General features: G+C 63.5%; 14 protein-coding genes. 8 read left to right on the forward strand and 6 right to left on the reverse strand.

Going from position 1 to position 12,846, the window contains the following annotated elements; translation table 11 throughout:
- Positions 1–293: 293 nt before the first annotated feature.
- A complete protein-coding gene (locus ACFWPX_RS12155; RefSeq protein ID WP_378927468.1) occupies positions 294–725 on the reverse strand; it encodes a DNA-directed RNA polymerase subunit beta in 432 nt (143 codons plus the stop codon).
- A gap of 147 nt (positions 726–872) precedes the next feature.
- Here ACFWPX_RS12155 and ACFWPX_RS12160 point away from each other — a divergent pair, with 147 nt between their 5' ends.
- The 4 genes from ACFWPX_RS12160 (at position 873) to ACFWPX_RS12175 (ending at position 4,893) form a co-directional block, all read left to right on the forward strand.
- A complete protein-coding gene (locus ACFWPX_RS12160) occupies positions 873–2,552 on the forward strand; it encodes a hypothetical protein (protein WP_378927469.1) in 1,680 nt (559 codons plus the stop codon).
- A 37-nt stretch (positions 2,553–2,589) separates the two neighbouring features.
- Complete coding sequence (locus ACFWPX_RS12165) at positions 2,590–3,156, forward strand: flavoprotein (protein ID WP_378927470.1); 567 nt, start codon at positions 2,590–2,592, stop codon at positions 3,154–3,156.
- Positions 3,157–3,777: 621 nt separating this feature from the next.
- Entirely contained in the window at positions 3,778–4,413 is a 636-nt protein-coding gene (locus tag ACFWPX_RS12170) for an AAA family ATPase (protein ID WP_378927471.1), read from the forward strand.
- Positions 4,414–4,500: 87 nt separating this feature from the next.
- A complete protein-coding gene (locus tag ACFWPX_RS12175; protein ID WP_378927472.1) occupies positions 4,501–4,893 on the forward strand; it encodes a VOC family protein in 393 nt (130 codons plus the stop codon).
- A gap of 802 nt (positions 4,894–5,695) precedes the next feature.
- Here the strand turns inward: ACFWPX_RS12175 and ACFWPX_RS12180 are convergent.
- Positions 5,696–5,998: a hypothetical protein gene (locus ACFWPX_RS12180; protein WP_378927473.1), complete on the reverse strand. Its 303-nt coding sequence runs from the start codon at positions 5,996–5,998 to the stop codon at positions 5,696–5,698.
- A gap of 154 nt (positions 5,999–6,152) precedes the next feature.
- Between ACFWPX_RS12180 and ACFWPX_RS12185 the strand changes: the two genes are divergently transcribed.
- The 4 genes from ACFWPX_RS12185 (at position 6,153) to ACFWPX_RS12200 (ending at position 9,132) form a co-directional block, all read left to right on the forward strand.
- Positions 6,153–6,824: an isochorismatase family protein gene (locus ACFWPX_RS12185; protein ID WP_378927474.1), complete on the forward strand. Its 672-nt coding sequence runs from the start codon at positions 6,153–6,155 to the stop codon at positions 6,822–6,824.
- 230 nt (positions 6,825–7,054) lie between these two features.
- On the forward strand, positions 7,055–7,969 hold the full coding sequence (locus ACFWPX_RS12190; protein WP_378927475.1) for a hypothetical protein: 915 nt from the start codon (positions 7,055–7,057) through the stop codon (positions 7,967–7,969).
- A gap of 233 nt (positions 7,970–8,202) precedes the next feature.
- Positions 8,203–8,799, forward strand: a complete 597-nt coding sequence (locus tag ACFWPX_RS12195) for a hypothetical protein (protein WP_378927476.1) — start codon at positions 8,203–8,205, stop codon at positions 8,797–8,799.
- Between the two features lie 204 nt (positions 8,800–9,003).
- On the forward strand, positions 9,004–9,132 hold the full coding sequence (locus ACFWPX_RS12200) for a hypothetical protein (RefSeq protein WP_378927477.1): 129 nt from the start codon (positions 9,004–9,006) through the stop codon (positions 9,130–9,132).
- A gap of 251 nt (positions 9,133–9,383) precedes the next feature.
- Here ACFWPX_RS12200 and ACFWPX_RS12205 read toward each other — a convergent pair whose 3' ends face one another.
- The 4 genes from ACFWPX_RS12205 to ACFWPX_RS12220 all read right to left on the reverse strand — a co-directional run bounded on the left by ACFWPX_RS12205 (position 9,384) and on the right by ACFWPX_RS12220 (position 12,737).
- Positions 9,384–10,004, reverse strand: coding sequence for a hypothetical protein (locus ACFWPX_RS12205; protein WP_378927478.1), 621 nt, complete (start codon positions 10,002–10,004; stop codon positions 9,384–9,386).
- A 101-nt stretch (positions 10,005–10,105) separates the two neighbouring features.
- Complete coding sequence (locus tag ACFWPX_RS12210; RefSeq protein ID WP_378927479.1) at positions 10,106–10,315, reverse strand: hypothetical protein; 210 nt, start codon at positions 10,313–10,315, stop codon at positions 10,106–10,108.
- Positions 10,316–10,768: 453 nt separating this feature from the next.
- Positions 10,769–11,641, reverse strand: coding sequence for an alpha/beta hydrolase fold domain-containing protein (locus tag ACFWPX_RS12215; RefSeq protein ID WP_378927480.1), 873 nt, complete (start codon positions 11,639–11,641; stop codon positions 10,769–10,771).
- A gap of 43 nt (positions 11,642–11,684) precedes the next feature.
- Positions 11,685–12,737 carry an alpha/beta hydrolase gene (locus ACFWPX_RS12220; protein ID WP_378927481.1) on the reverse strand — a complete coding sequence of 351 codons (1,053 nt, stop codon included), beginning with the start codon at positions 12,735–12,737 and terminating at the stop codon, positions 11,685–11,687.
- Between the last annotated feature and the right edge of the window lie 109 nt (positions 12,738–12,846).

Consider the following 12,846-nt stretch of genomic DNA (forward strand, 5'->3'; position numbering starts at 1 on the left):
ATTCGGGCGGTCGGAGGGGCGCGTGCTGTGCGCAAGGTCAGGGCTGTAGGAACAATCTCTCGTTTGGAAGGCGGGGCAATCCGGTGCAGTGACCGGGATAGACAGCGACGGTGCCGGGACGGCGGGCAGCCACATCACAGACGAACACCAGCGCGGCCGTCAGGCACGCGGCGAAATGCACGCGCACACCGGCCAATTCGACCGAAAGGCGAATATCTGGTTCGTCAGGGCGAGGCGATCGGCAGCCGCTGTTCACTGCCGGGTCTGTCTCAAGATCGATAGCGCGCATTCGATCACCACAGCCCCGAGGGACGAAAAGCACTGGTGGCCGGGGACACCCACGTGCGAACCATCAGCGGGTCCGCCACCGGGGACGGCAACGCGATGTCGCCGTCTCGGATCACCACCACCCGCGCCTTCCACAAGCGCGCTACCTCGGCGGGGTCCCCGATCGGCCGAATATCTGCCCGGACAAGGAATGTCCACATTTCCGCGCGTGGGTGACCGACGATCGACAACGGCGCGACACCGCGAAGATCGAGACTGGTTTTGACCTGCTGAGCGAGTTCGGTCGGCATCATCACCGTCCCGACAAAACCGGCCCGCATCGTGATCCGCCCCGTTTCCGGGTCGATCACGGTGGGCAGCGAGCACACGCTCCGGTAGAACTGGCAGCGTGAGCGGGGCGATTCGGTCCATGCCCTGGGTGCGCCGGTCTGGATCATTGGAACTCTCCAGACAACGCCGTCGCAGCGTCGGTGGCCTTGGCTATGGGTACATCGGGCGCTGTCTTGATCCACCCGTCTTGCGCCATCGCCTCGAGCGTTCTGACAAGTTCGGCCCGAGATTGGTTGTGGGTGGCCTCGGCTGCAGTGACGGTGTCGGCGGAAGAGATCGTGCTAGCGCCCGAGGACTGGTCACGCCTCACCGCGGGCTGTGAGTTCAGCTCGTCCGAATGTTTCATGCGCGGGCCCTTCTGTGACGCTTCCAAACAACGAGGTCCATCCGTTCGGCAGTTTCGCCACCGATTGTCCGAGCGGGTTCTGGTTTCAATCGTTGCCCGCCAACAGCATTGGCAGGAACCGCACAGTGGTGGCGTAGCGTGGGCGTACCGTAGGCATTTCCCAGTTCAGGAGCTGGAAGTAGGGGGTCGCATGATACGAGGGCGGGAGTGGACCGGCTTCGAAGCTGCCGCGCTGCAAGAGGCGATGAGACAGCCGATCCGGCAGTTCGCCGCGATGCTCGGCGTCGAGACCACCACGATCAACAACTGGCGGTCGGGCCTGAGCGCGGTCAAACCCCGCTCCGAAAAGCAGGAGATCCTGGACACCACCTACGCGAAACGTACGACGCCAGAAGACCGCGAACGATTCGAGCAGATCGTCGCCGAAGGCGAAGTCGCCTGGAGGGCTAGACACTCGAAAGATGCACGTCGACGCGGTGCTGCCTCGCACACCGATGGTGTGGCGACCAATAGCGAACTGAGCCTGGAACGAAACGCGATGCCCGTCGCGGGCTCGCCTGATCAAGAATCCGCCGGAGCCGGCGTACCGCTGGCCGAGGCCGACGACTTCACCGCTCTGGTGAGCGACATCGAAACCGCGTTCTGGACCGCAGGCAACATCACCGATAACGGGCCGTTGCGCTCGATCTCCGCGCTCCTCGCCGCCACCCGGTCGGTCACGCGACTCAACATGGCCGGCGAGTACACCACTTTCGCGTTGCTGGTGGGGCCGTTGATCACCGACCTCTACCGGCACGCACACGAAAGCCGTGGTGGTGACCAGCGCATCGCCTGGGACGCATTGACACAGGTCGCTTTCGACACATCCGTGGTGATGCGCGCCCGAGGACAGCTCGCGGTCGCATGGTCAGCCGCGCGGGCCGCCGAAGACGCTGCTCGCACCATCGAGAGTAGACCGGGGATCGCGGCGGCAGCGTTTGTCAGCAGCCAGGTCCTACTGGCTCGACCGACCTCGTCGAAGGCCGCCCTGGATCGTGCGGAAAGCACTGCGGCCGTGGTCGGATCACGAGCGCAGACCGCCAACGATGTGCAGACAGTCGGGATGCTGCACTTGCAGGCATCGTTGGCGACAGCGACCACCGGCGGCGATCCCCGCGATCACCTGGAACACGCGGCCGAGTACGCCGCACGGCTTGACCGCTCTGTCCCGGCCGATCATTCCACCATCATCGCCAACACCACTTTCGGCTCATCGAACGTGGCGCTGTGGAAGATGTCGGTCGCCATGGAAGCACGTGAGCCAGATACCGTGCTCGATCTGGCGAGGAAGCTGAAACCGCAGACATTGCCGACCCCGGGCAGGGCCGCTCAGTACTGGGTCGAGGTCGGGCGTGCAGCGGCATCGCGTCGTGCCCACGCGATCGCCCTCGATGCGTTACTTCGAGCTGAAAGCACTGCGCCAGAACATGTCCGGAACATGGATACCGTGCAGGAGGTAGTCGCTCAGATGATGCGAGAAGCCAGGCGCAGTCTCACCGCGGGCGACCTGGGCAACCTCGCCCACCGTGTAGGCGTAGCGGTGGTCTAGCCCGGACAGCGCCTGGTCAGGCTGCCATGATGGGCTCATGACTGAGCGAACTCGGGTGCTGTATGCGATCGTGACCGGCGCGTCACCAGCTGACACGGTCGGCGAACTGGTCGAACTCGCGCAAGCTGACGGCTGGGACGTGTGCGTCGTCGCCTCGCCAAACGGTGTCCGCTTTCTCGACGTCGAAGCGCTGGCAGCGCAGACCGGTCACCCGGTGCGCTCGGTGTTCAAGGAACCGGGAACCGACGACCTGCTGCCTCCCGCCGACGCGATCATCGTCGCACCATTGACCACGAACTCGCTGGCCAAATGGGCGACCGGCATAGGCGACACGCTGCCGCTCGCCCTACTGGTCGAGGCGGTCGGCGCTGGGCTGCCCGTTGTGGCGATCCCGCACGCGAAGCAGGAGCAGATGAACTTCCCGGCCGTACGCCAAGCACGCGAACGTCTTGCGGAGTGGGGCGTGCGATTCGTTCGCATTACCGAGGACACCGACACTGGACCGCTTCCATGGAAATCGGCGCTGAGCGCGCTACGAGAACCACTGATGGCTGCGGGACCCGCTACCGTTTGCAATCCAGTTGGCTCCAACGGTGAACCGTGACGTCCTTCATTGGTGAATCCTGACGGCATCTGAACCAATCGCCGAACTGTGGCTGACCACCATCTCTGTACGCAGCCTTGGAACGGCTTGACGGCGGCCGTATCCTCGACAGCTTTCCGTCTGCCCTCGACCTCGACACGGTGGCGTCCCCGCGCCCGGATCGCCATGACGTGGACCTGCTCGACAGCCTGGTCGACGAGCTCCCATCCCTGACACGTCGGCGATCGACCTAGACAGAAACCTGATCATGTGTTCGAACCGTGAGAACGGGGCTGCGCCGACAGCCGCAAGACACCAGCTGTAGTGCAGCTTCAGCGGGTCACTGTCACACACCGCGGCGCCGGTGGCGTCTTCCAGCTTCCGCGCCTGCGCCCACCTCTGCGAGTTCACGCTCACCCAGTACGCCGCCTGCTCGGCCAAGTCGGATCCGTCCGGTTCCATACCCGTGGGAGCGTATTCGGCGACGAACTGCCGCCCGTTAGCCCGGCACCACGTCGTTTTCCCGGCAGCGCTCGGCCCCTCTACAGCAACGATCACTGCCAAGACACTACTCATCTCACCCACGAACGCCGCGGCGTCTGTTCACAGCCCCGACCACCGGGTGTGGATAGGGTTGTAGCCATGCTGCTTTGGATCAACGGGCCCTTTGGCGGGGGAAAGACACAGACCGCATTCGAGCTGCATCGCCGGCTTCCCGGCAGTGTCGTGTGCGATCCGGAAATGGTGGGATACGGGCTGCACCGGATGATGCCGCGCAGGCTCCGGGCCGACTTTCAGGACTATCCGAGCTGGCGGCAAGGCGTGTTCGAAGTTCTGGACCATGTGCTTCGCGAGCACGAGGGTGTGGTGGTCGCCCCGATGACTGTCGCCGACCCCCGATACTTCGACGAGACGGTCGGAAGGTTGCGCGAATCGGGCCACGATGTGCGCCATTTCGCGTTGTTGGCCCGTCGGGAAACAGTTCTGGATCGTCTGCGCGACCGTGGGCTCGGCTTCGCTCCCATACTGCGAGCAGTTGGCCAGGGCGATCTGTTGCTGCGTGCAGAGCAGTTCGCTGTGGACAGGCTGGACTTCTGTCTCGAGCAGCTGAGCAAGCCTGAGTTCGCCGACCATATCTGGACCGACACGACCCCAGTGTCAGCGGTAGCCGACCGAATCGCGGACACGGTCGGCTTGAAACTGGTGCCCGACACCGACAGCCGGATACGAGGCAGGCTCCGACGCGTGGCCGTCACAGTCCGCAGTGCCCGTTTCTGAGTCGCTACGTCGTCGAGGACAGTGCCACCTGATCACTCTGGTGGAAGAGCTCGGTGACACTTTCTTGTAGCTCCTTATGCTCAGACGATGCATCTGGAGCTGGTGGCGATCGTGGTGGACGAGTACGACCCAGCGATCGAGTTCTTCGTCGCGGTGTTGGGCTTCGAACTGGTCGAGGACGGGCCGTCTCTAACCAACGATGGCAGGCCGAAGCGATGGGTGGTTGTACGTCCACCAGGTGCACAAACCGGCATCCTGCTGGCGAGGGCAGATGGCGATCGGCAGACAGACATCGTCGGAGGTCAGATTGCGGGTCGCGTGGGGTTCTTCCTGCGGGTCGACGACTTCCAGCCGGAATATGCGCGACTGGTCTCAGCAGGCGTCGAGTTCGTGACACAACCGCGGTCCGAGCCGTACGGCCGTGTCGCGGTTTTCTTGGACATCGCAGGCAACCGATGGGATCTGCTAGGCCCCAGGTAGCGCCCCAGCACAGACGCCATCGCCGCATCCTTACCGGAATCGCGTGCGCCCGAGCGGAACCGTCGCACCGTGCTGGTGGTGTAAGCCTTCGCGAACTCGAAAAATATCCTCAGTCTTCCTCGAGCCGCGGCGCGAAGGTGTCCTTGTCGAGCACGATCGGGTCGACAAGCTCGGCCAGCAGCTGGGTGGCGGTGGTCTTACCCGCAGCGGGGAAACCGCACACGATGGTAACCCGGTGCCCGCGTGGACTGCCAGGTCATGCAGCGCCTGCTGCGCTGTTGGTGAAAACGGCAGGGGCGGTTCGAGGTTCGCGGCGGTGGTCATCTGTTCATGTTGCCTGGAGCGCCGGGGCGGGGCGGGCTGTTCGGCGTAGCGTGGACGGGGCGGTGATGTCACGGGGAGGGAGCCAGATGATCGGCATGGAGGACGAGTTCCTGGACCTGCTGGACGAGTTGAGGAGGGTCGGGCCCGGCCCGGACCGTCAGCGACTGGTGCTCTCGCCGAGTGGAAACTACAAGACGAGAACCCCATCGCCAGAGTCCAGCGCGAGAATCAACGCGGCTACGACCGGGGACGCTGAGTTCCGACCCGCCACGTCGTCTTCGAAGTCGGGCAACAGCGAATCAAGCGCGCCGATCCCGACCCTCGCACTTGACCCCGAGCGGGTCAGTCCCAGATCTCGGTCTCGGCATCTATGTACTGGCCGCAGCCGGAGCGAGCCCGTGCTCAGGTGGGTGGGTTGTCGAGTGCTCCTGCTGACGGTGTTGCGGCGAGTTCGAGGTCGGCAACGATGAGGGCGTACTCAGGGGTCGTCCGGGTCGGGGACGTCGTTGTTCCTGAAGGCCGCGACGACCGCGGGGTGCTTGGCGAACTCGGCGAGGGAGCTGAGCGCCCCGTCGTGGCCCCAATCGTTGTGGAAGAGCCCGTCAATGACAGTGGTGAGGGTTGAGGTGATGAATTCTGGAGGTGCATCACATTTGAGCAGAATCTCGGCTATCGGCCCGAACACGGTGTCTCCTGCAGAATTCCAGGCCATGAGGTCCTTCCGATGGTGTGGTCGGCCGCCTGCTTCGACCCGAATCAGTGCGGCCGCAGTCGATGCCATCGTCTCAGGCTGGCCCAGCCTCCGTGGTCGAAGTCCGCTTGATGTTCGAGGTCGACCACAACCCTCAGCGGGGGCGCAAAGTTCTGTTCTGAGGATCGAGCCCTAGAGACGATCGTTGCTGACAACCGTCCAGGCCGTGACAGACTGCGTCACTGTGGATAGCGAGGACAGCCTCCAAACGCACGTGTGGCGGATCGACGCCTGCGAGTACGCGCGCCACGAAGCACGCCGCGGCCGCCGGTTCGCCTTTCCGGAACTCGACCCCCGCCTAACCGCCCTGGTAGTGATCGACATGGTGCCATTCCATGTATCCGATAGCGCCCACTGTCGCGCGATCGTGCCCAACATCAACCTCATCGCCGAAGCCTTGCGCGCAGCCGGCGGGGTTGTGGCCTGGGTGACACCCGCATCCACCACACCGACCCCTCGCGAGATCGAGTTCTTCGGGCGCTCGATCGCTGAGATCTATAGCAGTTCAGGTGGTTCCGGCCCGATTCATACGCGACTATGGCCTGGGATGATCGCCCACAGCGTCGATCTGTTCGTGGAGAAGTCCGCCTTCAGCGCATTCTTCCCCGACCGATGCGTGCTGCCGAAACTGCTCGCGCAGCGAAACATCGATACGGTCCTGATCACCGGCACCGTCACCAACGTGTGTTGCGAGTCATCGGCGCGCGACGCTGCCACTGTCGGCTTCCGGGTGATCATGGTCGCCGATGCCCGCTGCGACCAGGACCATAACGCTGCCCTGCACACCATCTATCGCTCATTCGGTGACGTGCGCCCCATTGAGGACGTGCTCGAAATGCTCGCCCCAACCACCTGATCGGTACGCCCGCCCCGTCGGTGACCAGCGATTGAAGACGACCTCGAACATCACTGAAACGAGTTCGGACAATGACGGCCCCGGTTGGCGCGGGGTGAGTGTCGTAAAACGATCGATTCTCTTCGACAGCTGCCAGTTCGCCCGCTATCCGCCGAGGTAGGACAAACGCCGGTACTGCAATCGGCCGGGCGGTTAGGGTGGAAAGCACAGTCTGGCTATGGAGCGCGCCGATGGTAAATGTGACACCTCACCGGTACGGCCGAATCCGCCGTCTCGAGCCCGGGAAATACGCGATCAACACGAGCGCCGACGGCATGTGTCTCGATGTGTACTTCGTCGGCTATGTCCCCTCTGATTCCGGAGGGATGTCGATTCGTGGTGAGGATGGGGTCATCCGCTGGATTCAGGCCCAGACGACGGCGGTTCGTGGTGACCAGGATGAGGTGGCCCGCTGGATTGAGGCCCACTCGAGGGCGAAGACAGAGGTCTGCAAAGCCCAGAAGCAGTTTCTACAAGGCTGCGGGCTGATGCGGAACAAGGGATTGGTGCGCCCGTCACCAGGTTTGAGAGCATCCGCCCGACGGCTGTGGGGCCGAGTTTTCGAAGAGGCGCCAGCGCGGGTGCTCGCGCGGTACCAGGAGCGGTACCAACGAGTCGAGGAGGCATACCGGCCAGTGCGGGAGGAGATCCAGGCACGAGTGCGTGAGGCCGAGCAACTCGCACGTGAGGCCGAGCAGCGCGCAAGCCGGCAGCGGGCCAAGATAATTTGCGCCGCCATGGACGTCCGGTGGTCTTACCGGGTCGACCAAGCCGAAGGGATAATCCATATCTTCCCCGACACCGACACCGACACCGACACCGACACCGACACCGACGAGGTCTCGACCACCCTGGATCTGCCACAGCAGCTGGTCAAGGCCTTCCACGACACCGGAGCGTCCAAGCTGCACTGGGATGAGCAGGCTTGCGCGGCGCTCGCGCATACATGCGGCGTCGACTTCGAGACCGTGTGGCAGACCGTAGCGTCCGCCCCATGGCGTTCCCCGTACCAGATCCCGTCGGACCCGCCCCGACCTCCAAGCCCCGCGAGCGGGCGTTCGGTACACGTCAGTGCTCATACCAGCTTTGGGATCGGCGGCTTTTGACCGCCGAGTCTTGACCTCTCAGCCCATGGAGTGCGCAGGCGTCGCCATGAAAGTGCATTCGACATCCGTGTCTCATCGAGAATCGATCGATTCGCGACACAGAGTGGTCCTCGTGCAGCAGTCCCGATCGACTTGCATAGCCGGAATCGGCAGAATCATCGTCAGACTCGCAGGGGTGTTCCCCGTTTGCGGGCATCAGCACACGACTGCACGGGGGCTCGTTGACTAACCAAGTGGTTCCGATCGCACTGGGGTTCGTACTGACGACGATCATCGGTGGTGTGTTTGCGAGCTTCCTGCAGCAACGCGCGTGGCGACATCAGAATGCTGAGCGGCTGCGTCAAGAGGATCTGGGTAGAGCCAGCGACGTCTGCCGGACCACCTCCGCGCTAGTGGACAAACGCGCGTATCGGATGCAGCGACTGCTGTGGTCGGTCGCCGGGTATGCCGAGGGGCGAGTCGCCCTGGAGCTGCTCGAGAGCCGCCTCCTCGAGTACGACAGCACGCTTCTCGAATGGAACGACGAACTGAACAGCCGCCTCGCCGTGGTAGGTGCCTACTTCGGCCGCGATATCCGGGACTTCGTTGACACGACTGTGTATCCGGCATTTGCACAAGCAGGCGGTCGACTCGAGTTACTGGTGCGGACGGCGCGAACTGGGGCAGAACACCTCGATAGTGATGAGATCGCAGCCGCGAGAGCCGAACTTGTAGCCCTCAACACCGCCGCTTACCATCTCAGCTTCGCCATGATGGTCCGCATACGCCAAGGTCGAGTCGGAAGGCACGCTGTTGGTCTACTCGATGAAATTGACCTCAACGCTGGGTGACTGGACCCGGGTGCGTCGCAGGGTCGCATCGCGAACCTTGCTGTCGAGAATCGTTTCGGTCCTCAACACCTTCACTGTCGCGGTCGAGCGGGCGAACCAGGGTGTCGGACAAACGTGTTGTCGATGTTCGAAGTCGTGCGCAGATGTCCGAAGTCGTCTGCACGTGCCCAGTGGGACCAGCCCGGTCCGGACAGTCTGATGATCATGAAGTCCATTCCCGCCCAATGGATCCCGCACCGACGTGAGGACGGTGAAGTCATCGGCTGGATCGATCTGGAGTCTCAGGCTCCTGACCCCGTCGGGACAGAACTCGCAGAGGTCCAGACCAGTTGAGCTCGCCGTCCATCTGGGGTACCCCCTAACAACACACTGCGGCCGCTGCGAAGATCGTGTAGAGAGGGTCGATCCGGCCTTACTTGACACTTGTCGGTGTGGGTTCTTCGACTCCCTCTTGCCACGGGACCCCATCAGCAAGCTCGCGTGAGGAAGTCGGCCGGGAGCTTCAGGCCCAAACGCGGAAACCCCGGGGAGGCAAACCTGGCCTCACCGGGGTCCGGAACGCTTTGCGCGATAGCGCAGTCTGATCAGGCCACCTTGACGGCGGTCCGGTAATGACCGCCGTCTCCAACGAAGTGCAGCACCGCCGAGGGGTTGCCCGCCGGCAGGATCAGGCGCCTTGGCGCTCCGATCTCGTCGTCATTACCCTTCGGGAGCTCCATATGGAGGCTGTTGAGCCCTCGAATTGCGCTGGTGATCGAGCTGACGAGCACGGCGACCCGGTCGCTGGCCGAATGCCCGATCGTGCGAGCCAACGCGGCGGTCCACGCCAACTCGAGACCGGATTTATACAGCTCGCGCACATTGCCGGCGACATCGCGGCCATTGTCCTTCTCGACCATCTGCACAATGTAGAGGGACCTCGGGTCGTACGCTGCGAGCACAACACCGCGGCGACCTCTCTCGCCGCTGTTGAAATTGACCCAGTAGTCGATCCCGCCGTGGACGGTGAACTCGGTGTCTGTGGCGACGCTGCCGTTTGACGGAATTCGGCCGCGGAACGTCATCACGTAGATGTCATCCGAGCCTGCTTCGTTGGTTTCGGCCAGGCACCGCATTTCGTCGACGATTACATTTGCCATGACTGATTCTCCTTCGAGAGTGCCGCGCAATGGTGGCGGAATTTGCGTGCTACCAGTGGGCAACACCTCTTAAAAAGTAGTGTTGACCAGCAGCTTTATCGTCCGGGTGGGCACGGAAGAACCTAAGTGGCAGCACGGATGCAATGCCCTGCGAATCGTGGGTGGCGCTAGTGGCGGAGGCTGCCGACGATCTTCACGCGATCTTCGCTGGGAGAGCCGGGTTCGGTGGTGAATCCGAACAGGTCCAGCCGAGGTGTCGGGTAGTCCACTACTTGGAACAGGGCCGACTTCTGACCGAGCCAGTCGGTGATCGCCTGCGAGGTCCGCTCGGTCACCGCGCCTGTCGACCCCTCGGCCGCTGGCGGGTCCTGCGTCACGACATCATGCTGCGGTGCAACGTTCTTCGGTCGGCCACCCAATCGCGCCTGTCCGATGGTCGCCGGTGACGTCAATCGGCCCTGTGCCGAACCTCGAGTCCAGCTCAGTTCCGGTGTCGCTGGGCCCAGTCATGCGCTCGATCCGCACACCTTTCAGGCCCCCGACTCGACCGTCTCACCAGTCTTCTCGCCACCGAACAGGAATACAGATAGGTGATACACGTGTTGTAGATCCTAAGTAAATCGTAGAAAAATCGTAGAAACACCGGCGATGGAAGCTGGTATCCCGTGACCGGGGTGGGGGATTGCTGTACACAGCGTCTCAACCTGAGGCATGGGTGAGTGCTAGAAATCCTGGGATCCATCGCCGTCGCGAGGGGCGGTCGCAGGTCCGTGCCCCGGGCGAGGCACATCCAAAGATGGAAACGCGCTGGCCTGACGGAATTACCTGCCCTAAAAGTTGGCCACGGTGCCGACAATCTCTGTGGCTGCCAGGCGTCCCTCAGTCGTAGGCAGGAGGGGGTAGACGTGGAGGGCATCAGCACAAACCACCAGCGAGAACGCGTCGTGTCCGGAGGCCTTCTCGGCCAGGTGTACAGCGTCGGGGTGGAACAAGTCCTTGGTGCCGATGTACAGGTCGGTCGGTGGGAGGTCGGCCACGGGGCCGTTGAGTGGGCTGAGGCGGGGATCGGTCGGATCATCGCCTCCAGCCCAGGCCTTTCCGGCCTCGATGAGTCCTTCGCGGCTGAGCCATGGGTCGTCGACCGCGGCGATATCGGGGTCGGCGAGGGTGAGATCGAGCCAAGGTGCCATCAGGATGAGATGGTGCGGCTCGGGTAGGTTCCGGCTCGCGAGTGACTGGGTGAAACCCAACGCGAGTCCTCCGCCCGCCGAGTCGCCGGCGATGATCACTGCCGCGCCGGGAAACTCGGTGACGATTCGGCGGTAGACGCCCGCCAGGAACTCGTAGGCCTGGCGGTAGGTGTGGTGTGGGGCCAAGCCGTACATCGGAACTTCCACCTGGGCGCCGGTATCGGCGAGGCGGGAGATGAGTGCCCAGTGGTGACGAGTAATGGGCCTGATGTAGGCACCTCCGTGCAGGTACATCACCACGCGATCGACCGACGAGTTCTGCGGCTGGACGCTGTAGTACGCAAACCCCTCGGCCTCACGAACCACGACGCGCTGGCGTCGACGCAGTGACCTGGGTGGCTTCGCCTGTCGCGCAGGCAACTTCATGACCATTCGTACGCGTCCTGCGGTCGAGATGAACGGGCGAGAGGTCAGCCACAGAAACGCTCCGACCAGCTTCATGGACGAGCTCATCTGAATTCCTTCTTTCCTGCTGTTCGTGTTCTGCGGTGACGGCTCATCCGATGTTGGCCGACAGATCGGGCAGCATCCGGGTGATCTCGTCCTGCCACAGTCGCCAGTTGTGCAGTCCCGTCGTAGGGAAGTCGTAGGCGACGTTCTTCGCTCCGAGGGTGGTCATCCTGATCTGGAAAGTGCGAGTGCTCGCCCAGGCCAGGATCTCGAGCGCCGATCCGGCGACAGTGTCCTTGCTGAACTGTTCGTCGGTGACGACGCCGGTCGCGGCCGAAACCCACACCCGGGTGTTGTTCGCGATCAGCCGGGGTGCGAAGACGAAGGGGTCCATGCGCTGCCATTTCCTCGACAGGGGCGAGGCGATCATGCACGCGAGGTTGTAGCCGCCCGCGTCGACCATCGCGGTGCTGATCGCAGAGCGCATGCCCGGCGACGACGGGGTCAGGTAACCCGACATCGACGCGGTGAAGCTGAACTGGTCGGGGTGATAGGCGGCGAGGGTGATCGCGGCGCTGCCACCCATGGACAGGCCGAAGATCCCGTTGCGCACCGGACTGAACCCGAGCCGATCACGCAGGGCGTTGCGCAGATCCCGGGTCAGGAAGGTCTCCCAGGCGTAGGTGTAGGACTTGCCGGGGCCGTTGGAGAACGCCGGAAGTTCGCCCAGTCCTGCGGAGTCGGCATAGGCGTCGATCGCGGTGCCGTAGAAGGTGGAGGGGCGCTCCCAGTCGGCGTAGAAACTCGACTGTCCGCCGGTCGGCATGACGACGTTGATGTTGTGTTCGGTGAGCTTGCGGGCGGCGTCGGTTTCGATCTCCCAGCCGCTGAGGTCTTCGCGTGCGCGCATGCCGTCGAGTGCGTAGACGATGCGGTCGGTGTTGCCGTCGGCGGCGCGGAAGACGCGGGATTTGATCGGGCCCATGCTCGAGTCGACGTAGAAGTCGAACCCGGCGGGGTCGTAGGCGCCGTGCGCGCGGGCGCCTGTGCCGGTGGTCAGCAGCGAGGCCGACATCGTCGCGACGACGATCAGTATCAGCGCCGATCGTTGCAGCAGGCGGACAGTGGCGACGGCAGCGAGCGTGCTCGGGGACAACATCATGAACCTCTCGAGGTGGAGCGGGATCGGACCGGCGCGGCGGCCGCAGGCGAAAAGAGCGATGTTCCAAGCGAAATGGATGTGCTCGGTTCAGACCGTATGCGCGGCT

The sequence above is a fragment of the Nocardia sp. NPDC058518 genome, from assembly GCF_042719655.1.
GTDB lineage: Bacteria > Actinomycetota > Actinomycetes > Mycobacteriales > Mycobacteriaceae > Nocardia.